General features: G+C 68.4%; 21 protein-coding genes. 9 read left to right on the plus strand and 12 right to left on the minus strand.

All coding sequences use genetic code 11. The annotated features are described in order from the left end of the window. Positions 1–243: 243 nt before the first annotated feature. The 3 genes from ASE35_RS04710 to purB all read right to left on the minus strand — a co-directional run bounded on the left by ASE35_RS04710 (position 244) and on the right by purB (position 2,547). Positions 244–654: a VOC family protein gene (locus ASE35_RS04710; protein WP_235569992.1), complete on the minus strand. Its 411-nt coding sequence runs from the start codon at positions 652–654 to the stop codon at positions 244–246. 65 nt (positions 655–719) lie between these two features. Beyond that, positions 720–1,148 (minus strand): DUF695 domain-containing protein, encoded by a 429-nt coding sequence (locus tag ASE35_RS04715; protein WP_056174494.1) that lies wholly within the window; start codon positions 1,146–1,148, stop codon positions 720–722. A gap of 22 nt (positions 1,149–1,170) precedes the next feature. Then, on the minus strand, positions 1,171–2,547 hold the full coding sequence (gene purB / locus ASE35_RS04720) for an adenylosuccinate lyase (RefSeq protein ID WP_057163425.1): 1,377 nt from the start codon (positions 2,545–2,547) through the stop codon (positions 1,171–1,173). 275 nt (positions 2,548–2,822) lie between these two features. Between purB and ASE35_RS04725 the strand changes: the two genes are divergently transcribed. Continuing rightward, a complete protein-coding gene (locus ASE35_RS04725) occupies positions 2,823–4,304 on the plus strand; it encodes a class II fumarate hydratase (RefSeq protein WP_082576266.1) in 1,482 nt (493 codons plus the stop codon). 12 nt (positions 4,305–4,316) lie between these two features. Here the strand turns inward: ASE35_RS04725 and ASE35_RS21460 are convergent, their stop codons facing one another. The 7 genes from ASE35_RS21460 to ASE35_RS04760 all read right to left on the minus strand — a co-directional run bounded on the left by ASE35_RS21460 (position 4,317) and on the right by ASE35_RS04760 (position 9,891). Next, a complete protein-coding gene (locus tag ASE35_RS21460) occupies positions 4,317–5,567 on the minus strand; it encodes a serine hydrolase domain-containing protein (RefSeq protein WP_057163096.1) in 1,251 nt (416 codons plus the stop codon). Between the two features lie 116 nt (positions 5,568–5,683). Then, positions 5,684–6,214 carry a hypothetical protein gene (locus ASE35_RS21465; RefSeq protein WP_057163097.1) on the minus strand — a complete coding sequence of 177 codons (531 nt, stop codon included), beginning with the start codon at positions 6,212–6,214 and terminating at the stop codon, positions 5,684–5,686. 38 nt (positions 6,215–6,252) lie between these two features. Next, complete coding sequence (locus tag ASE35_RS04740; RefSeq protein WP_057159227.1) at positions 6,253–7,017, minus strand: DUF2807 domain-containing protein; 765 nt, start codon at positions 7,015–7,017, stop codon at positions 6,253–6,255. A 155-nt stretch (positions 7,018–7,172) separates the two neighbouring features. After that, positions 7,173–8,237 carry a hypothetical protein gene (locus tag ASE35_RS04745; RefSeq protein WP_056174502.1) on the minus strand — a complete coding sequence of 355 codons (1,065 nt, stop codon included), beginning with the start codon at positions 8,235–8,237 and terminating at the stop codon, positions 7,173–7,175. Beyond that, positions 8,234–9,118, minus strand: a complete 885-nt coding sequence (locus ASE35_RS04750) for an ABC transporter ATP-binding protein (protein ID WP_056174504.1) — start codon at positions 9,116–9,118, stop codon at positions 8,234–8,236. Before ASE35_RS04750 ends, ASE35_RS04745 begins: the two co-directional genes overlap by 4 nt. Next, complete coding sequence (locus ASE35_RS04755) at positions 9,115–9,486, minus strand: GntR family transcriptional regulator (RefSeq protein WP_056174506.1); 372 nt, start codon at positions 9,484–9,486, stop codon at positions 9,115–9,117. Before ASE35_RS04755 ends, ASE35_RS04750 begins: the two co-directional genes overlap by 4 nt. Positions 9,487–9,489: 3 nt before the next feature. Then, positions 9,490–9,891, minus strand: a complete 402-nt coding sequence (locus tag ASE35_RS04760; RefSeq protein WP_056174508.1) for a hypothetical protein — start codon at positions 9,889–9,891, stop codon at positions 9,490–9,492. A 134-nt stretch (positions 9,892–10,025) separates the two neighbouring features. Here ASE35_RS04760 and ASE35_RS04765 point away from each other — a divergent pair, with 134 nt between their 5' ends. From ASE35_RS04765 to ASE35_RS04795, 7 genes are all read left to right on the plus strand, one after another. Beyond that, complete coding sequence (locus ASE35_RS04765; RefSeq protein ID WP_056174511.1) at positions 10,026–10,613, plus strand: glutathione peroxidase; 588 nt, start codon at positions 10,026–10,028, stop codon at positions 10,611–10,613. Positions 10,614–10,768: 155 nt separating this feature from the next. Then, a complete protein-coding gene (locus ASE35_RS04770) occupies positions 10,769–11,725 on the plus strand; it encodes an FKBP-type peptidyl-prolyl cis-trans isomerase (RefSeq protein ID WP_056174514.1) in 957 nt (318 codons plus the stop codon). Between the two features lie 119 nt (positions 11,726–11,844). Then, positions 11,845–12,678 carry an FKBP-type peptidyl-prolyl cis-trans isomerase gene (locus ASE35_RS04775; protein ID WP_200943939.1) on the plus strand — a complete coding sequence of 278 codons (834 nt, stop codon included), beginning with the start codon at positions 11,845–11,847 and terminating at the stop codon, positions 12,676–12,678. Positions 12,679–12,756: 78 nt separating this feature from the next. Continuing rightward, on the plus strand, positions 12,757–14,103 hold the full coding sequence (locus ASE35_RS04780) for a UDP-glucose/GDP-mannose dehydrogenase family protein (RefSeq protein ID WP_057163098.1): 1,347 nt from the start codon (positions 12,757–12,759) through the stop codon (positions 14,101–14,103). Next, positions 14,100–14,348 (plus strand): SlyX family protein, encoded by a 249-nt coding sequence (locus ASE35_RS04785; RefSeq protein WP_057159229.1) that lies wholly within the window; start codon positions 14,100–14,102, stop codon positions 14,346–14,348. Before ASE35_RS04780 ends, ASE35_RS04785 begins: the two co-directional genes overlap by 4 nt. Positions 14,349–14,430: 82 nt before the next feature. Further along, complete coding sequence (locus ASE35_RS04790) at positions 14,431–15,132, plus strand: DUF2058 family protein (RefSeq protein ID WP_057163099.1); 702 nt, start codon at positions 14,431–14,433, stop codon at positions 15,130–15,132. A gap of 61 nt (positions 15,133–15,193) precedes the next feature. Next, positions 15,194–17,314 (plus strand): acyltransferase family protein, encoded by a 2,121-nt coding sequence (locus ASE35_RS04795; protein ID WP_057163100.1) that lies wholly within the window; start codon positions 15,194–15,196, stop codon positions 17,312–17,314. Between the two features lie 18 nt (positions 17,315–17,332). Here the strand turns inward: ASE35_RS04795 and ASE35_RS04800 are convergent, their stop codons facing one another. Next, positions 17,333–18,190 (minus strand): alpha/beta hydrolase, encoded by an 858-nt coding sequence (locus ASE35_RS04800; RefSeq protein ID WP_057163101.1) that lies wholly within the window; start codon positions 18,188–18,190, stop codon positions 17,333–17,335. Between the two features lie 311 nt (positions 18,191–18,501). On the opposite strand from ASE35_RS04800, the gene ASE35_RS04805 reads away from it, so the two are divergent. After that, positions 18,502–19,323 (plus strand): right-handed parallel beta-helix repeat-containing protein, encoded by an 822-nt coding sequence (locus tag ASE35_RS04805; RefSeq protein WP_162259019.1) that lies wholly within the window; start codon positions 18,502–18,504, stop codon positions 19,321–19,323. A 164-nt stretch (positions 19,324–19,487) separates the two neighbouring features. Here the strand turns inward: ASE35_RS04805 and ASE35_RS04810 are convergent, their stop codons facing one another. Continuing rightward, the gene (locus ASE35_RS04810; RefSeq protein ID WP_057163103.1) at positions 19,488–20,195 is read right to left on the minus strand and encodes a hypothetical protein; all 708 of its coding nucleotides are present in this window, start codon (positions 20,193–20,195) and stop codon (positions 19,488–19,490) included. Positions 20,196–20,237 lie beyond the last annotated feature (42 nt).

Genomic DNA, 20,237 nt, shown 5'->3' on the forward strand with positions numbered 1-20,237 from the left:
CATTGTCGCTCATGCGGCGTGGAAGATTGGGGGCGAGTTCCCCCCTTTGAAAAAGGGGGGCTAGGGGGGATTTGCTTTTGGCTCTGCGCGAGCAACAGCAAATCCCCCGGCGCCACGAGTAGAGCATCGACATCGATTCACATCGGGCGCCCGCCCCCTTTTGCAAAGGTGGCGACGGTTGGCGTCCCCCCGTTGCAAAGGAGGCGATCGAGAGGGCGCGATGGAGAACCCGCCGACGAGGCGTCAGCCTGCGATCTCGTCGTAGCCGCGGCCCAGAAACTGCAACAGGCACCAGCCGTGCCCGAACGGGTCGGCCAGTTGCACGATGCGGCCCCAGTCGGCTTCGCGCACCGCGCCTTCCTGAATCGCGCCGGCGGCGAGCGCGCGCGTCAACGCCGCATCCAGGTCGTCGACCACCACGTCCACGTGCGCCGGCATCCAATGGCGCGCGTAATCGCGCGCCGAGCCGCTGGCGCCGACGCTGCCGGCCGGCTTGCGCAGCAGGTAGACCGGCACCTGCGCGCCGTCGAGTTCGAGCACGCCATCGCCGAGCCTGCGCGCCGGACGCAGGCCGAAGGCGGCGACGTAGAAGGCTTCGGCCGTGGCCAGGTCGGGGACGTCGAGATTGAGCAGCAGGCGCATCGTCGTCGTCATGGCTCGGTCTCGGCGCGGCCCTGCTTCAACGCAGGCCGATGGCTCGGTCTCGGCGCGGCCCTGCTTCAACGCAGGCCGATGGCTTCGGCGAAGGAGCGGTAGAACTCGCCGCCCGGATCGCTCTCGCGGTCGATCTCGATCGGGTAGGGCGTGGCTTCCTGCGGCATCGCGTTGAGCACGCCGATGAAAGCCTCGACATTGCGGCTGTAAAACACGTACTCGCGATGGTCCGGTTCGGTGAACACGATCGCCAGCAGGCTGTGACCGGCGGCTTCGATGCGTTCGCAGACGCGGTCCTCGAAGCGCTGCATGGCCTCCAGTTCCTCCGGCGAGGCGGTGTCGACGCTGCGGTCGTCCTGGTAGGCCCAGATCAGGTTCAGGCGTTCGGGGTAGGCGCGGAAATCGAAACCGCGCTCGAAGCGCTTGAGCCGCATCAGCGACAGGCCGTCGTCGGCGCGGTGTTCGGCCAGGGTCCAGCCGCGGGTGTCTTCCATGGCGCGTGCGCTCCTGGCGGCCTTAGATCTCGCGCGCCAGGCGTTCGGCCAGGCCGCTGTAGCTGCCCGGCGTCATCGCCAGCAGGCGCTGTTTGTCTTCCGCCGGCAGCTCCAGACCGGCGATGAACTCGCGCATCGAGGCTTCGGTGATGCCGTGGCCGCGGGTCAGCGCCTTGAGCTGCTCGTAGGGGTTGGGCAGGCCGTGGCGGCGCATCACCGTCTGCACGGCTTCGGCCAGCACTTCCCAGGCCGCGTCCAGATCGGCGGCCAGACGCTCGGGATTCACGCTGAGCTTGCCCAGGCCGCGCAGCAGCGCGTCGTAGCCGATCAGGGCGTGGCCGAAGGCGGTGCCCAGGGCTCGCAGCACGGTCGAGTCAGTGAGGTCGCGCTGCCAGCGGCTGATCGGCAGCTTGGCGGCGAAATGCTCGAACAGCGCGTTGGCGATGCCGAAGTTGCCCTCGGCGTTCTCGAAGTCGATCGGGTTGACCTTGTGCGGCATGGTCGAGCTGCCGACTTCGCCGGCCTTGACCGCCTGCTTGAAGTAGCCCAGCGAGATGTAGCCCCAGATGTCGCGGCACAGGTCCACGCAGATGGTGTCGATGCGGCGCTGGGCGTCGCAGATCTCGGCGATGCCGTCGTGCGGTTCGATCTGGGTGGTGTAGGGCTGCCAGTCCAGGCCCAGCGAGCTCACGAAGCGCTGCGAGAACGCCGGCCAGTCGATGTCCGGATACGCGGCGACGTGCGCGTTGTAGTTGCCGACCGCGCCGTTGATCTTGCCCGGCATCGGCGCCGCGGCCAGGGTCTCGCCCTGGCGCAGCAGGCGCGCGACCACGTTGGCGATTTCCTTGCCGACGGTGGTCGGCGATGCGGTCTGGCCGTGGGTGCGCGACAGCATCGGCAGTGCGGCGTGCTCGTGCGCCATCGCGCGCAGGACCTGGATCAGCTGGTCCAGGCGCGGCAGCAGCACGTGCTGGCGCGCTTGGTTGAGCATCAGGGCGTAGCTGAGGTTGTTGATGTCCTCGCTGGTGCAGGCGAAGTGCACGAACTCCAGTGCCGGGCCCAGCTCGGCGTCGTCCTTCAGGCGCTCCTTGATCAGGTACTCGACCGCCTTGACGTCGTGGTTGGTGGTGCGCTCGATTTCCTTGACCCGGGCCGCATCGGCCACCGAAAGATCGTCGGCAAGCGCGCGCAGGCGCGCGGCGGCGGCGGCCGAGAACGGCGCCAGTTCGGCGATCCCCGGCTCCTCGGCCAGCGCCAGCAGCCATTCCACCTCGACCTTGACCCGGGCCTTGATCAGGCCGAATTCGGAGAAGATCGGGCGCAGCGCGTCGACCTTGGCGGCGTAGCGGCCGTCGAGCGGGGAAAGGGCGAGCAGCTGGGCGTTGGGGTCGGCGGACATGGGCAGAGGCGGCGGGAAACAGTCGAACATTCTAACAGCCCGCCGGTTTTCTCCGTTCGGACCACGCCATATGGCGCCTGCCACGGCCGCTCGCACTCGACGCCCCGGGCCGCGGCGGCCATCATGACGGCCGCCAGCGCTGTCCGATGCCAGCCGGCCGCGCCGCTCTTGCAAGCGAGCACGGCGCACCCGATCTGATCGACGTGGCCGCCCGCGCGCCCGCCAGGCCCGCGCGCCGCCACGCTCCCGAATCCCACGACGCAATGGAGTTGGCAATGGCGACCCGACGCAAGACCCCGGCCCAGGCCGCGAACAGCAAGCCTGCGAAATACGTGCCCGGCCAGGGCCGGACCCCGGCCGCGGCGTTCCGCCTCGAACACGACAGCATGGGCGAGCTGCGGGTGCCCACGGCCGCGCTGTGGGGCGCGCAGACCCAACGCGCGGTGCAGAACTTCCCGATTTCCGGCCAGCCCATGCCGCGCGAGTTCATCCGCGCCCTGGCCTACGTCAAGGCCGCCGCGGCCGAGGTCAACGGCGATCTCGAACTGCTGGACGAGGGCCACTGGCTGGCGATCCGCGACGCCGCCCTGGAAGTGGCCGACGGCCGCCACGACGCCCAGTTCCCGATCGACGTGTTCCAGACCGGTTCGGGCACCTCCAGCAACATGAACGCCAACGAGGTCATCGCGACCCTGGCCACGCGCGCCAGCAAGCTCGCCATCCATCCCAACGACCACGTCAATCTGGGGCAGAGCTCCAACGACGTGATCCCGACCGCGATCCGGGTCTCGGCCAAGCTGGCCGCCACCGAATCGCTGCTGCCCGCGCTCAAGCACTTGCGCAAGACCATCGAACGCCGCGCCAAGTCCCTGTCCAAGGTCACCAAGACCGGCCGCACCCATCTGATGGACGCGATGCCGCTGACCTTCGGCCAGGAGTTCGGGGCCTGGGCCTCGCAGCTGGGCTCGGCGCAGGCGCGCATCGAGGACAGCCTCAAGCGCGTGCGCCGTTTGCCGATCGGCGGCACCGCGATCGGCACCGGCATCAACGCCGATCCGCGTTTCGGCAAGGCCATGGCGCGCGCGCTGTCGGCGCTGGGCGGCAGCAAGTTCGAGTCGGCCACCGACAAGTTCGAAGGCCTGGCCGCGCAGGACGACGCGGTCGAGCTGTCCGGCCAGCTGCTGACCCTGGCGGTGGCGCTAAGCAAGATCGCCAACGACCTGCGCTGGATGAATTCCGGCCCGCTCGCCGGCCTGGGCGAAATCGAGCTGCCGGCACTGCAGCCGGGCAGCTCGATCATGCCGGGCAAGGTCAATCCGGTGATCCCGGAAGCCGTGGCCATGGTTTGCGCCCAGGTCATCGGCCACCACGGCGCGATCACCGTGGCCGGCCAGAGCGGCAACTTCCAGCTCAACGTGATGCTGCCGCTGATCGCCTACGACCTGCTGGATTCGATCCGCTTGCTCGCCAATGTCATGCGTGTGCTCGCCGACAGCGCGATCGCGGGGCTCAAGGTGCGCGAGGACCGCGTGCGCGAGGCGCTGGATCGCAACCCGATCCTGGTCACCGCGCTCAATCCCATCATCGGTTACGAAAAGGCCGCCGCGATCGCCAAGCGCGCCTACAAGGAAGGCCGGCCGGTGCTGGAGGTCGCGATCGCCGAGACCGGCCTGTCCGAAAAGGAACTGCGCCGGCTGCTGGACCCGACCGCGCTGACCCGCGGCGGCATCCATGCCGGCGCTGGTGGCGGCGGCTGAGTCCGGGCGCGATTACGGCCGCGGCAACGGCGCGCAGGCCGGATGCGGCTGCGCACGCGCGGCCGGTTCGCGCCATTCCGGGTGGTCGTAGGGGATATAGCCGTTCCAGAACCAGGGCAGGCAGGTCGGCCTCAGGGTGGCGTCGGCGAGGTACTTGAACAGGCCTTCGCCGTTGGAGCTGTTGCTCAGGATCACCATGCAGCGGCGGCCGTCGGCCACGCACAGGGCGAGGTTGTTGGTGCCGTCGTCGTGGCCGCCCTTGGCCCAGGCCTGGCCTTGCGGCTCGCGATAGGTCAGCCAGCCCAGGGCATAGGACAGCGCGATGCCGCGGTTGTCCTGAGTCGTGTCCGTCAACAGAGTGGGGAACTGCTGTACCGAATCGATCGCGATCTGCGGGCGTAGCAGTTCGGCCTTGCCGGCCGCGCTCAGCCCCTCGCCACGGACCAGCCCGGCCAGGAAGGCGGCTTGGTCGGCGATGCTGGTGTCCATCGATCCGGCTGCGCGCACCGCGCCGCGTTTCTTATGGCCCAGCGGTTTGTTCTGCTGGTCGTAGCCGATCGCCAGGTTGTCGGCGAAATCCTCGCGCCACACCAGGCTGGTGCGCGTCATGCCGAAGCGATCGTAGACCTGGCGCTGCATCAGGTCGGCGACGTCGATGCCCAGACCGACCTCGATCACGAACTGCATCAGGTTGATGCCTTCGCCGGAGTAGGCGTAGCGCGCACCCGGTTCGAAATAGAACTTGAGCTTGCCGTTCTGGTCGAAGGTCCCGTCCGGCAGGAAAAAGCGGAAGTTCGGGAAGCCCGACGTGTGCGACAGCAGCATGCGCGGGGTCAGTTTGCGCCAACGCTCGTCGCCGGCCAGGTCGGCGTACTTCTCGTACTCGGGCAGCGGCTTGGGCAGGTACTGCGCGATCGAGCGGTCCAGATCCAATTGCCCGGACTCGACCAGCGACATCGCCGCGTAGGCGAACTCGCCCTTGGTGATCGAAGCGCCGTACATGATGGTGTCGGTGTTCAGCGGCAACCGCTGTTCGAGATCGCGCGAACCGTAAGCCTTCAGGTGCACGACGCGGCCGTCGTCGATGACCGCCAGCGCCAGGCCGGGCACGCGCGCGGCTTGCATCAGGCGTTCGACTTCGCGGTCCAGCGCCGGGCCGCGCAGGGGCGCGGGCTCGCGTACGGCCTGGCCGGCGCAGCCGGCCAGCAGCAGGATCGCGAAACAGGCGGGCAGAAACCGGGTGAACGAGCGACGAGCGGGCATGACGAGACCTCCGATGGCGTTCGGACGGCGACCCGCGTGGCGGGCGTAGGGAGATGCGTTACAGGTCGAGCGGGTGCCCGTCGCAGCACCGGAGAAGCGACGGGCACCGCACTCGGTTAAGCGTTGCAGTCGGTCACGCTGCCCCGGTCCAGGGTGGCGAAGGGCTTGAACGCGGGCAGGGTTTCGACCAGCGCGTCCTGGGCGGCGCGCATTTCGACCACGCGCTTGCACAGGCGCTGGGCCTGCTGGGCGATGTTGTTGGCTTCGGCGTCCATCTTGTCGCCGACCGCGCCGGGGTCGCCCTTGACCATGCCTTCGATGGTTTCGCTGACGGCCTTGCCGGCGATCGCAGCCCCGGCCTTGCCGATCGCGATGCCGTCGTCGCGCACGCCCACCGCGTTGGCGTACAGGCGCTGGGCCTGGCTGCGCTGAGCCGGATTCAAGGCCACCGCCTTGCCGCCGATGCTCAGATCGCCTTGCTTGGTGATGACCGCGACTTCGCGCCCGCCGTGCAGGCTGATGCGGTCGTCGCCGAGTTCGATGCCCTTGAGGACGCTGTTGCCGATCGTTGCTCGGTCTTGGCTGCCGCAGCCGACCAGGGCGAGGGCGAGCAGGGTGCAGGCGAAAGCGGCGGTGGCGAGTTTCATGGCGAAGTCCCGAGGACGTAAGAGGGTGGGGAACGCGATCATTCGTTGTCGCGCGGCACGGCGACCGTGCCGGCGACGTCGCGGTGGTCGACCGAGCCGCTGCCGACCGCGTGCACGCGCAGGTTGCCGCGCACGCCGACGACATCGATGTCGCCCGAGCCGATCTCGTCGACGTCGACGTTGCCGCCGACCTCGCGCAGCTCGACGTCGCCCGAACCGATATCGCCGACCTTGACGTTCTGGGCGATGCGGCGCGCCTTGAGGTCGCCGGAACCGACCGAGACCACGTGCAGCGAACCGATGTTGTCCAGCTCGATGTCGCCGGAGCCGACGTCGGCGGTGACCTGGCCGCGCACGTTCTCGGCGCGCACGTCGCCGGAACCGACATCGGCGCTGAGCGCGGCCACGCCGGTGGCGCGCGCGTCGCCGGAGCCGACGTTGAGCTGGACCATCAGATCGGCCGGTACCGTCGCTTCCAGGCGCAGGTAGGCGTAGTGGTCGCCGAGGTTGAACCAATTGCGTTCGCTGCGCCGGGCCACCACCACCAGCTTGTCGCCGACGCGGTGCTGGGTGAGGGTGAGCTCGGGCAGGTACTTGGCGTCGGAGGCGCAGGCGCGGCCGTGGACGGCGTATTCGCTGCCGGTCACCACGTTCAGATCGTGCTGGCCGATATCGAAGACCACCGCTTTGGCGCCGGCCAGGTCCAGCTTCAGATCGCGGGCCTGGGAATGCTGGCAGTTGCGGTCCTGCGCCATGGCTGCCAGCGGCAGCAGGGCTAGGACGGCGAGCATGGACTTGCGCATCACGTACTCCTGTCGGGTCTGACCCGCCGCAGCGGCGGGCGTCGCGTACTCGGATGCAGCGGGAGCGATCAAGGTTGCAATCGGGTGGTGCCGAGGTGTCGCTTGAGAGCGTGCGCCGGGCGGTGCCGCTGTGCGGTCCGCCCGGCGCCGCGGGGTCAACCCTCGTCGCGCCAGCGGCGCAGACGGACCGAGGCGAAGATCATCGCCGCACCGGCCACCGCACCGCCCCACATATGCGGACTCAGCAGGGTCGAGTACATGGTGCGGATACCGACCAGGTGGCTGACCGAGTCCGGCCCTTCGATGTTGTTGAGGACGGAAGCGGGGATGGCGCTCATCCAGGTGCCGGGGATCGCGCTCGTCAGGGAGCGGGAACTCACGTGCTGCAGGATCCACATGAAGGAGTCCGCATCGACCACGCCCATCAAGGTGATCCAGCCCAGCAGCAGGGTGGCCACGACCGGGATCAGGATGGCCCACAGGAAGGGCAGGCTACGGGCCCAGGCGGAGCAGAACATCAGCCAGCCGATGGTCGGCAGGGCCCACAGCGCGTAGATCGGGATCGCGGCGATCAGCGTGGCGGCCACCGACAGCGGATTGCCCGGTCCCCACAGCAGATCGATCGGATTGGCGCCGTGCAGCATGACGAATCCGCTCATGATCAGGAGATAACCGAACATGGTCGCGATAGCCGCCGCCGTGGCCAGTGCCGGGGCGACCAGCGCCGCGCTCACCAGCTTGGACAGTACGGTTTGACCGTCCGATACCGGTAGCGACTTCCAGAACAGCACGCTGCGGTCCTTGCGCTCGTCGTAGAGGCTGCCGAGGCAATAGAAGAACACCACGAAAGCCAGCACGATGAAGGGCCACAGCGAGGCGCCGTACAGCGACAGATCGATCGCCGGGCCGATGTGGCGCAGGTCCTCCGGATCCATCTTGCTGATCAGGGCATTCAGATCCAGGCCGTTGACGGCGAAACGCCCGCCGTTCATTTCGATGTTCTGGTCCTGGATCTTGGGCAGCGCGACCGCCTCGAAGAACACGATCACCAGCACCAGCAGGAACAGGGAGATCGCGCCGGCGATCAACGGCGCCTTGAGGAAGCCGCCGCGGTTCTCCCAGAACTCGCGCCGCAGCAACAGCCGGAAGGTGTGGGTGGGATGGACCGCGGCTACGGCGCGCGGGGCCGGACGGTCGGCGTTGATATCGAGCGCGTTCATGCGTAGGTCCCCTTCATGGTGGCGACGAACAGATCGGCCAGGCCCGGCGTGCGGGTTTCGCCGAGCTCCGCCAGGCGTTCGTGCGGCGCGCCGTCGAACAGCATCACGGTCTTGCCGAACGGCAGTGCGCGTTCGTCCAGCGGCTTCAGGCTGCGCGCCTGTTCGAGCTTGTCGGCGTTGACCAGCACTTCGACGAAACGCTCGCCTAGCACTTCCATATCGCTGTTGAGCACGACTTTGCCGTCGCGGATGAACATCACGTCGGTGAGGATGTGTTCGATCTCCTCGACCTGGTGGGTGGTGACGATGATGGTCTTGTCCTCGTCGAAGTAATCCTCCAGCAGGCGCTGGTAGAACTGCTTGCGGTAAAGGATGTCCAGGCCCAGGGTGGGCTCGTCCAGCACCAGCAGGCGGGCGTCGATCGCCATCACCAGGGCCAGATGCAACTGCACGATCATGCCCTTGGACAGTTCGCGCACGCGCAGCTCGGGCTTGAGCTGGGTGCCGGCGAGGAAGCGTTCGCACTTGGCGCGGTCGAAGCGCGGGTGCACGCCGGCGACGAATTCGATCGCCTCCTTGACCCGGATCCAGCGCGGCAGCACCGCCACGTCGGCGATGAAGCACACGTCGCGCATCAGTTCGTCGCGCTGGGTGCGCGGGTCGCGGCCCAGCACCTTGAGGTCGCCCTCGAACGGGATCAGGCCGAGGATGGCCTTGAGCGCGGTGGTCTTGCCGGCGCCGTTGGGGCCGATCAGGCCGACGATGCGTCCGGCCGGAATCTCGAACGCGGTGTTGTCCAGCGCGAGCTTGTTCTTATAGGCCTTGCGCAAACCGCGCGCGCTGACGACATTGGCGGAGCTGGCGAGGGAGTCGGCGTTCATTGCGCACCTGCCTTGTTGCCCGCCGTCAGCAGCTCTTCCGTGCTCAGGCCCAACCGCAGGATGCGCTCCAGCACCAACGGCCATTCCTCGCGCAGGAACCGCTCGCGCTCGTTCAGCAGCAGTTTCTTGGCAGCCTCTTCGGTGACGTACATGCCCAGTCCTCGGCGTTTTTCGACTAGTGCCTCGTCCGCCAGCTCTTGGTAGGCGCGCGAGACGGTGATGGGGTTGAGCTGGTACTCGGCCGCCACCTGCCGCACGGAGGGCAGGGCGTCGCCGGGCTTGAGCACGCCGTCGAGCATCATGGCGACGACGCGTTCCTTCAGCTGGCGATAGATGGGAGCGCCGTCGCTCCATTGGATAGCGGTCATGGTTCAGCCCCGCGGTGCGAATGAGAAATAAGGCATGACTAAGGCCTGGCGATTGCGCCGCGTGGCCTTCCGGGCCTTGCGGTGCGGTACTGCGTCAACGGCCGGCTCCGCGGCAGAGGCTTTATCCAGTGCGTTCGCCAGGGCCACCGCGGTGGCGACCTCGGCGGTCAGGGCGGCGACGTCGGCCAGGTTTTCGACCTGCTGGGCGCGGGCCTCGATGCGCAGGGCCTGGGCCTCGGCGCGACGCACGATGGCGGCGGCATCCAAGGGCAGGGGCGCGGCCGCAGCCGCGACCTGGGCGGCGGGGGCTTCCGGCAGGGCCGGGTTCGCCGCCACCAGGGCCAGCACCAGCGTGGCGCCGCTGACCAGGAGGGCTGAAATCGAGTTATGGAGCTTGCTGTTCATGGCGAACGTCCTGCTCGTTGGTAGACCGGTGTTGTATGCAACTATAACACCAAAACACGCCCGGTCAAGTCCGGCCTACCCAACTGAAGTCATACTTGGCCCACCGGCCGTCCGGCCCCGCTCCGAAGCCCGCCATGAACGCTATCGCCCCCCGCATCCGCCGTACGGCCGCCGTCGCCGCCGTTTCCCTGCTCCTGGTCGCCGGCCTGGCCTCGGCCGCGGGCGGCCTGCTGGACCGCAGCTTCCGCCCGCTGGCGGGCAAGCAGGCGGTCAACCTGCGTGGCCAGTACGGCGGTCAGGTGCTGCTGGTGGTCAATACCGCCAGCAAATGCGGTTTCACCCCGCAATTCGAGGCGCTGGAAGGCCTGCACGCCAAGTACAAGGGCCAGGGTTTCGCCGTGCTCGGCTTCCCCTCGGGCGATTTCAAGGCCCAGGAATTCGAGGACGAGAAGCAGATCCAGGAGTTCTGCACGCTCACCTACGGGGTCAAGTTCCCGATGTTCGAGAAGGTGCACGTGGTCGGCGAACAGGCCACGCCGCTGTATCAGGATCTGGCCCGCAGCGCCGGAGAAGCGCCGAAATGGAACTTCCACAAGTACCTGATCGGCCGCGACGGCAAGCTGATCGCCAGCTACGGCAGCAAGATCAAGCCCGACGATCCGACCGTGGTGGCCGCGATCGAGGCCGCGCTGAAGGCACCGCGCCCCAAGAAGGCCGGTTGAGCGCGCGCAGCGGCCCAGCCGGTGCGAGCAAGGCGCCGGCGCAAATACTGTGAATTTCGGTGCGATTGCCGATAGGCGCGCAGCCCGCGACAATGGCAGGCTTGCGCCCGCATCCGCAGCGTCAATCATTCCCAATACAAAGGAGTAGGGACCCGATGAAGGCTTTTGTGCGCGGCGCCGCCGCGCTGATCACCACTGCGGTCGCGCTGAGCAGCGCGGCGGCCATTGCCCAGGACAAGACCGTGCTGACCACCGAACGCGAAAAGATCAGCTATGCGATCGGCCTGGACGTAGGCAAGTCGATCAAGCCGGTGGGTCCCGACCTGGATATGGCCGCGTTCGAGAAGGCGGTGCGCAACAGCTTCGACGGCGGCAAGCCGTTGATCAGCGAGGACGAGGCGCGCGCCACCGATCAGGCCCTGCGCGCGCGCGTGGCCGCACGCGACGGCAAGCCCGCGCCGGGCAGCGCCCCGGGCACGCCGCCGCCGGCTCCGCCGGCCGTGGCCAAGGAAAAGGTCAGTCAGCTGGTCGGCGGCTACATGGTCGGCCCCTCGCTGGCGCCGATCAAAGCCGAAATCGAAGTGCCGCTGCTGATGCAGGCGGTGCGCACCGTGCTGGGCGACGCCAAGCCGCTGCTCGACGAGACCCAGGAAAAGGCCGTGCTGACCGCTTTCAGCGAGCGCATGCGCAAGAAGATGGAAGCCGATGCGGCCGCCGCGGGCGAGAAGAACCGCGTCGCCGGCGCCGACTTCCTGGCCAAGAACAAGGCGGTCAAGGGCGTGTTCACCACCCCGTCGGGCCTGCAGTACATGGTGCTGCGCGCCGGTTCCGGCGCGCGTCCCAAGCCCAGCGATCGCGTGCGCGTGAACTACAAGGGCTCGCTGCTGGACGGCACCGTATTCGATAGCTCCTACGACCGCGGCCAGCCGGCCGACTTCGGTTTGAACCAAGTGATCCAGGGCTGGTCCGAAGGCGTGGCGATGATGAACGTGGGCGCGAAGTTCCGCTTCTGGATCCCGGCCGAACTGGCCTACGGTCCCAAGGGCGCGCCGCCGAGCATCGGGCCGAACGCGACCTTGACCTTCGACGTCGAGCTGGTCGAGATCCTGTAAGGACTAGGTGTCCGGCGTCACGGCGTCGGACACGCGCGGCATGCGATAAGCGATACGTTCAGCCGGCCGCTGGCAACTTGGCGGCTCCCCCGATTGCAAGACGGCATGACCGAGCAGGCATGCCCACCCACCAGGAGTTCCGTTTGATGAAGCCCTTCCTGCGCCACACCGCCCTCGCGCTCGCCGTGGGTTCGTTGGTTCTGTTCGCTGCCGGCTGCGACAAGAAGCCCGGCGAAAAAGCAGCCGACGCGGCCAAAACCGAAACCGCAAAGGCCGACGGCAAGGGCGAGGTCAAGGCCATCCCCGGCCTGGCCACCGAGAAGGAGCAGGTCAGCTACATGATCGGCCTGGACATCGCCAAGTCGCTGGAGATGGCCAAGGACGAGATCGACCTGGACACCATCAACAAGGCCATGAAGACCGCCCTGGCCGGCGAAAAGCCGCTGATGGACGAAAAGCAGGCCGCCGAAGTGCGCGACAGCTTCGCCCAGAAGATCCAGGCCAAGCAGATCGCCAAGATGATGGCCGAGGCCAAGAAGAACCTCACCGACGGCGAGGCCTTCCTGGCCACCAACGGCAAGAAGCCGGGCGTGGTGACCACCGCCTCGGGCCTGCAGTACCAGGTGCTGACCGAAGGCAAGGGCGCCAAGCCCAAGCCCACCGACATGGTGCGCGTGCACTACAAGGGCACCTTGCTGGACGGCAAGGAGTTCGACAGCTCCTACGAGCGCAACCAGCCGGTCGAGTTCCCGCTGCAGCAGGTGGTGCCGGGCTGGCAGGAAGGCATCGCGCTGATGCCGGTCGGCAGCAAGTACAAGCTGTGGATCCCGAGCAAGCTCGGCTACGGCGAGAAGGGCACCCCGGGCGGTCCGATTCCGCCGAACTCGGTGCTGGTGTTCGAGGTCGAACTGCTCGACGTGCTCGGCGCCGGCGGTCCCAAGCCCGGCAAGTAAGCCGCCGCGCCTCGCGCGCACACGTGCCCGGCGGCGGAGTTCGCCGGGCACGAACGCAACGCAACAAGAGAGCCCGATATGCGCGTTACGATTTTCGGCACCGGTTACGTGGGCTTGGTCACCGGTACCTGTCTGGCTGACGTCGGCCACGACGTGGTCTGCGTCGACATCGACGCGGCCAAGGTCGAAGGCCTGAACCAGGGCGTGATTCCGATCTACGAGCCCGGCCTGGAGCCGATGGTCAAGGCCAATCACGCCGCCGGCCGTCTGCACTTCACCACCGATGCCGCCGCCGCGATCGCGCACGGCGACATGATCTTCATCGCGGTCGGCACGCCGCCCGACGAGGACGGCAGCGCCGACCTGCAGTACGTGCTGGCGGTGGCCCGCACCATCGGCCGGCATATCGAACGCGCGGTGGTGGTGGTCAACAAATCGACCGTGCCGGTCGGCACCGCCGACAAGGTCCAGGCCGCGATCGCCGCCGAGCTCGCCCAGCGCGGGGTCGAGGTCGGTTTCGATGTCGCCTCCAATCCCGAATTCCTGAAAGAGGGCGATGCGGTCAACGACTGCATGCGTCCGGACCGCATCGTGGTGGGTTCGTCCAATCCGGCCGCGGTGGAGAAACTCAAGCGCCTGTACGCGCCGTTCAACCGCAATCACGAGCGCATCGTGGTGATGGATGTGCGTTCGGCCGAGCTGACCAAGTACGCCGCCAACGCGATGCTGGCGACCAAGATCAGCTTCATGAACGAGATCGCCAACATCGCCGAGAAAGTCGGCGCCGATATCGAGATGGTGCGCCAGGGCATCGGCTCGGATCCGCGCATCGGCTGGCATTTCATTTACCCGGGCGCCGGCTACGGCGGCTCCTGCTTCCCCAAGGACGTGCAGGCGCTGGCGCGTACCGCCCAGCACAGCGGTTACAGCGCGCGTCTGCTGGATGCGGTGGAGGCGGTCAACGACAGCCAGAAGGGCCACCTGTTCGAACTGATCCAGCGCCATTACGGCGGCGCCATCGAAGGCAAGACCTTCGCGGTCTGGGGCCTGGCCTTCAAGCCCAACACCGACGACATGCGCGAGGCCTCGAGCCGACGCCTGTTGGCGCAGTTGTGGGAGGCCGGCGCCAAGGTGCGCGCCTACGATCCCGAGGCGACCGAGGAAGCCCAGCGCGTCTTCGGCGAGCGCGACGATCTGGTCCTGTGCGACTCCTCGCGCGCGGCCCTGGCCGACGCCGACGCCTTGGTCGTGGTCACCGAGTGGAAGCAGTTCCGCAGCCCCGATTTCGCGCGCGTGCGCAACGCGCTGGCCGACGCGGTGATCTTCGACGGACGCAACCTCTACCATCCCGATGAGGTCGAGTCGGCGGGCCTGGCCTATTACGGCATCGGCCGCGGCCGCTCGATCCGGCTGGACACGCCGTGAGCGCCGACACCGCCAGCGCCGAGGTCGAGCGGCGCCTGATCGACCTGGAGACGCGGCTCGCGTTCCAGGAGCATGCCCTGCTCGAACTCAGCGACGCGCTCGCCGCCTCGCGCGACGAGGAAACGCGTACCACGCTGCTGCTGCACCGCGCCCTGGAGGAACTGCGCCAGCTGCGCATGGCCATGTCCAGCGGCGGTCCGCTCGGCAACGACGCCGCCAGCGAGCCGCCGCCGCCGCATTACTGATCGCCGCGGCGCGTTCACCGACAGCGCCCGAACTCGTTAGATCCCTTATCCACGCACGTCCCCCAGCCGAAGATCCAAGCCGATGAGCGACACACTGCGCGACCAATTGTTAGGCCTGGGCTTCAAGCCCGCGCCCAAGCCCGAGCGGCCCGAACGCGGCAACGATCCCAAGCGCGGCAACGGTCGTCGCGACGGCAAGCCCGCGTCGGGCGTGCGCGCCGATGCGCGCGGCCCGGGCGCCAAGCCCGCACAGCCGGGTCAGCACCGCAACGAACAGCGTCGCGGCCCGGGCGGCAAGCCGGCTGGAAGGCCGGCCGGAAAGCCGGGCCAGCCGGGGCAGGGCAAGCCGCGCTCGCGCGAGGACATCGACCTGGCCAAGGCCTACGCGATCCGCGCCCAGCGCGAGAAGGACGAGCGCATCGCCGCCGAACAGGCCAAGCAGGAAGAGGCGCGCCAGCGCCGCGAGGCGCGCGCGCGCCTGGCCGAACTGGTCAAGGATCAGGCGCTCAACGTGCCCGACGCCGAGATCGCGCGCCACTTCCCGTACGGCGGCAAGATCAAGCGCATCTACGTCACCCCCGATCAGCTCAAGGCGCTCAACGCCGGCGAGCTGGGCGTGCTGCAGATGGACGGCCGCTACGTGCTGGTGAGCGCGCAGATGCTGGCCCAGGCCGAGGCGGTGTTCGCGCCGGCGGTCGCGCTCAAGGTCGATCCGAACGCGCCCGCGCAGGACGACCCCTACGCCGATCCGCAATACCAGGTGCCCGACGACCTGGTCTGGTAAGGTCGCGCCGTTCCGATCACCCGCGCCGCGGCGCACGCGGCTCGTCCGCGAATGGATACCGATGCGCGTAGACGAGCGTCAGTCAGACTATCTTCCGTATATCGACGGCCTGCGCGCCGTCGCCGTGCTCGCGGTGGTCGCCTACCACCTCAACGCGGCGTGGCTGCCGGGCGGTTTCACCGGCGTCGACATATTCTTCGTCATTTCCGGCTTCGTGGTCAGCGCCTCGGTCGCGCGTTTTCCGCGCGCCGGCTTCTTCGAATCGCTGCTGCGCTTCTACGCGCGCCGCCTGCGCCGGATCGCGCCGGCGCTGATCGTCTGCCTGCTCGCGACCGTGGTCGCCAGCGCCTTGTTCATTCCCGAGGCCTGGCTCAGCGAGACCAGCCGCAATACCGGGCGCATGGCCTTCTTCGGGCTCAGCAACTTCGTCCTGGCCGCGACCGGCAACGACTATTTCTCGCCCAAGGTCGAGTTCAACCCCTACACCCACACCTGGTCGCTGGGCGTGGAGGAACAGTTCTATGTGGTGTTCCCGCTGCTGTTCCTGGCTTGGAGCTACGGTGCGCGCAAGCGCTGGATCTCGCTGGGGCTGTTTGCAGTAGGCGCGCTGGTGTCGCTGTGGTACGCGCGTTTGCTGGCAGGGGCCGGCGACCGCGCGGTCGAGGCCTTCTACCTCAGCACCAGCCGCTTCTGGCAGCTGGGCGCGGGCGTGTTGCTGTACCAGGCGCTGAGCCTGGCGGGCGTGTCGGCGCGCACGGGCGAGGGCAGTGCGCGCGTCGGGGCCTGGCTGCGTTCGGCCGGACTGGCGCTGGCGGTGCTGCTGATCGCGGCCGGTTTCGTGTATGCGCGGCCCGGCCATTCGCCTTGGCCCGACGGCGTGTGGCCGGTGCTGGGCACGCTATTGCTGCTGGGGCTGCTGTACGCCGGCGGCGCGGGCGGCTGGGTCGGACGCGTGCTGTCGACCGCGCCGGCGGTCGGCATCGGACGCATCTCGTATTCGCTGTACCTGTGGCATTGGCCGGTGTTCGTGCTGTTCCGCTGGACCCTGGGACTGGAGTCGGCCGGCACGCGCTCGCTCGCGCTGGGCCTCACGTTCGCGCTCGCTACGGCGTCCTATCTGTGGGTAGAACGCCCGCTGCGGCATGCCGCGCCGCTGGTGCGCATGCGCAATTGGGGCTTCGTGACCGCGGCGGTGCTGGTGGTGTTCGCCTCCAGCGCGATCTACCGGCACGTCGCGCGGCACGCGCAGGATTACTCGCTGAGCGTGGTCAGCCGCAACGCCGGCGACTGGTATCCGTACGGGCCGGAAACCGATCCGGCGTATCCGGGCTGCAAGCTGGTATCGCGCACCGAACAGATCGAAGGCGGCGCGGCCTGGGTCTACGAGCGCAGCGGCTGCGCGTCGGCGCCGGTGGACGCGCGGCGCGTGTTCGTGGCCGGCGATTCGCATGCCGGCGCCTATTCGGAACTGCTGCAACGCTCGGTGCTGGCCAGCGGCCGCACGGTGCGGCTGTACTTCGCCGGCGGTTGCGGTGTGGCCGGTCTGGTCGATCGCCGCGAGTTCGACAATCCGCAATGCCGCGGCTACGTCGATGCCGTGCTCGCCGACGTGACGCGCCAGGCGCGCAGCGGCGACGTGCTGTTCCTGCCGGCGCTGCGCCTGCCGCGGCTGTCCGAGCAATGGATGCTGTTCGACGAACAGGCGGCGGTGAGCGCGATGTTCAGCGCCGATGCCGACGCCTCGCGGCGCCAGGGCGTGGCCGGTGCGATCGAGCGCCTGCGCCCGCTGGCGCAGCGCGGCGTGCGCATCGTGTTCGAGGCGCCCAAGCCCTTGCTGCGCGCGCCGCCCTACCGCTGTTCGGATTGGTTCAACCGAGACAATCCGATCTGCGCGCGCGGGCTGACCGTGGAGCGCGATTTCCTGCAGCGTTACCGGGCGCCGGCGGTGACGGCCTTGCAGCAGATCGCCGCGCAGGTGCCGGGCGCCAGCGTCTGGGACCCGTTCCCGCTGCTATGCCCCGGCCCGACCTGCGCCGCGCTGCGCGATGGCCGCCCGCTGTACTTCGACGGCGACCACCTCAGCGGCTACGGCAATCGCGTGCTGTTGCCGGGCTTCGCCGCGCACCTGGACGGTTTGAAGACGGGCGCGTCGGCTCCGGCTGTGGCCGCGCCCGCGCAGTAAGGTTCAGGGCGCGCCGGTTCAGGCGGCTTGCATCGCCTGCGTCGCGCCGTCGGCGGCGGCGGCAGGGCGCATGCGCGCGATCATCGCCGCGACCGCCTGTGCGGTGTCCAGCGGCCGCTCCATCGGAAACAGATGGCTGCCTTCGATCCAGGCCCAACGCCCGTCGACCAGACGGCGCGTGGCCGCGCTGCCGGCATGGCGCAGTTCGCGCGAACGCGTGCCGGCCAGGAAGGCCACCGGCACGCGCAGCCGCGTGGCCAGGTCGCTCAGCGCGGTGGTCGGCAGGCTGCGGTAGATCGCGTATTCGGTTTCGCGCACGAACGCCAGTTCGCGGCCGCCGTCGTCGGCGACCCGGGTGCCGTGTTCGACATAATCCTGCAGCACGCGCGGGTGCCAGCGTGCGAACGCGGGCTTGGCCTGGAAGTGCGCGAGCACCGCCTCGCGGTCGGGCCAGTGCTGGCGTCGCTGCAGGGTCGCGCGCATCGGCATCAGCAGATTGTCCAGGCCGGTGCGGCGGCCGATCGCGACCAAGTGCGCGCGCCAGCCCGCGATCAGCGGCGAATCCAGCATCACCACGCCGGCCACGCGTGCGCCCAATGCGCTGTCGGCCAGGCGGTGCGCGGCGAGCAGGCTGAGGTAGCCGCCCAGCGAATGGCCGACCAGCCAGATGCGGCGCGCATCGCCAGCCGCGGCATGCACGCGTGCGACCAGTTCCTCGGCCAGGTGCGGCCAGTCCGGCGTGACCGGATAGCGCGGATCGTGGCCGATGCGTTCCGGCCGCTCGATCCGGTAGTCGGCCGCCAGCGCGTCCAGCATCAGTCCGTAGACCGGCGCCGGAAAGCCGTTAGCGTGCGAGAACAGCAGCAGATCGGACATGGCGGGGCGCGGCGAGACGGGTGTAGAATCAACCATACCATTGAGTACGGTCTCGGGGCATCCGCTGAGGACGCGGCGCTGGAGGGACGGAAGTTTTGCCGACCTTCGATCACGAACCGCATTCGCGGCAACGGCGATGATCGAGCGTCGCACCGTGGCGCGAAGCCGCGAACGGACTGTCGCAAGACGCGCACGCCTGGGCGCAGCCGTGGCCGCAAGTCGCGGGCTATGCGACAGCGGCCGCCTAGGATGAACCAGGGCCGATGAGCGGCCCCGCGCCGACCGGCGCGACATCGATCGAGAGGGATTTCATGCGCGTCGTACCGACTCTGGGCCTGGTTTTGTCCGGCCTGTTGTGTTCCACCTCCGTGCTGGCCTGCGACACCGTGCTGGCCGCCGATGTTTACGTCATCGACGCGCCCGGCAAGTACTGCCTCAACGCCAATCGCGATCACCCGGTCGCCATCGACGCCTCCGATGTGGAGCTCGACTGCAAGACCCGCACGATTTCGCGCGGCGATCAGCAAAGTAGGCACATCGGCATCGAAGTACGGCGCCACGACAACGTGACCGTGCGCAATTGCCGCGTCGACGGCTATCCGGTGGGCATCGAAATGCTGATCCAGCGCAACGGCCAGCTCATCAACAACACCGTGAGCAACGCCGGGCAGCCGATTTTCGTCTCCGGCAGCCGCGATCCGCAGGGCTCGCGCCTGACCGGCAACCGGGTCGTGGGCTACGAGCGCCAAGGCCACGAGGTCCCGGCCTGGACGCCCGCGATCGAAGTGTGGGATCTGCCCAAGTCGCAGCTGATCAACAACGTGGTCGTGGGCTACCGCGGTAACCGCGGCATCCTGATGATGCGTTCGCCCGAGTCGCAGCTCACCGGCAACCAGATGCTGGATTTTCTGGCCGAGACCGACGGAGTGATCTCGATGCAGGAATCGCCGCGCACCCGCCTGGTGCACAACACCATCGCCCTGCAAACCGTGCGCGGGCGTTCGGCGGTCAGCAGCGATACCAACGACCACACCTGCGTGGAGAACATCGTGGTCAACGCCATGGGCGGCGGTTTCGAGATCTGCGGGGTGTCGCGCTTCAACGTGGTGCAGCCCTGGATCGAGCCGCACTGAGGTAGGCGCGGGCCGCGGATCGCGCGCGTAACGGCGATCCGCGGCCGGCTTGCACGGGTAGGCCGTGCTTGCCGCGAAGGCGGGGGTCCAGTGACTGCAAAGTCATGCCTGGCGAGGCCCCTGGATCCCCGCCTTCGCGGGAATCACGGCCCGCGCGGCGCGCGTCAGCTGAAGCGCGACAGCGCCTCGTGACCGAGTTCGCGCACCGTAGACACGCCCAGGTCGCGCAGGATGCGGTGGGTGCGGTGCGGCAGCGGCGATTCGTCGATGTCGTGCGGGGCGATGTTCTTGCCGGGCACGCCGGGCAGGAATTCGATGCCGGCCGCGGCGTAGCAGTGCTGGACCAGCGCCGAGCAGTACAGCGCGCCTTCCTTGGCCAGCAGGTTGCTGCGCCGGCGCAGGCGCCGGCTGTGCATGGCCATCAGGGTGCCGACCAGCTCGCTGATCGAATAACTGGACAGGCCCGACAGCAGGTCCAGGCCGGCGATCTGGACCTGGCGGATCTGCGTCTCGTCCAGGCCGAAGTCGAGGATGGCGATGTTCGGGAAGGCCTCGGCGTCGTAATAGCGCTCGACCCGGTTCTCCTGCACGCCCAGACGGATCTGGCGGTAGCGCAGGTCCAGGTCGGACTCGATCACCCACCACTGGCCGTCGACGCGGCGCTCGCTGAAGACGAAGGCGTGCGACCACAGGCTGCGATGGCCATCGTGGGTCAGCGGCGCCTGCGCCTTGCGGATCAGCTTGTTGATGAAGTCGCGGCCGCCGCACAGGCCGATCCGGCCGGGGCCGGCGTATTTCTCGATGAAGGCCGCGTTGCCGAGGCTCTCGTCGTCGGTGTCGGCATCGTGGTCGGGCGGCAGCGTTTCGCTCATCGGTCGTGCTCGGCAAGGGCGGCGGGCGGGGCGGTCGACGAG

The sequence above is a fragment of the Lysobacter sp. Root916 genome (genome assembly GCF_001429785.1).
Lineage (GTDB): Bacteria > Pseudomonadota > Gammaproteobacteria > Xanthomonadales > Xanthomonadaceae > Lysobacter.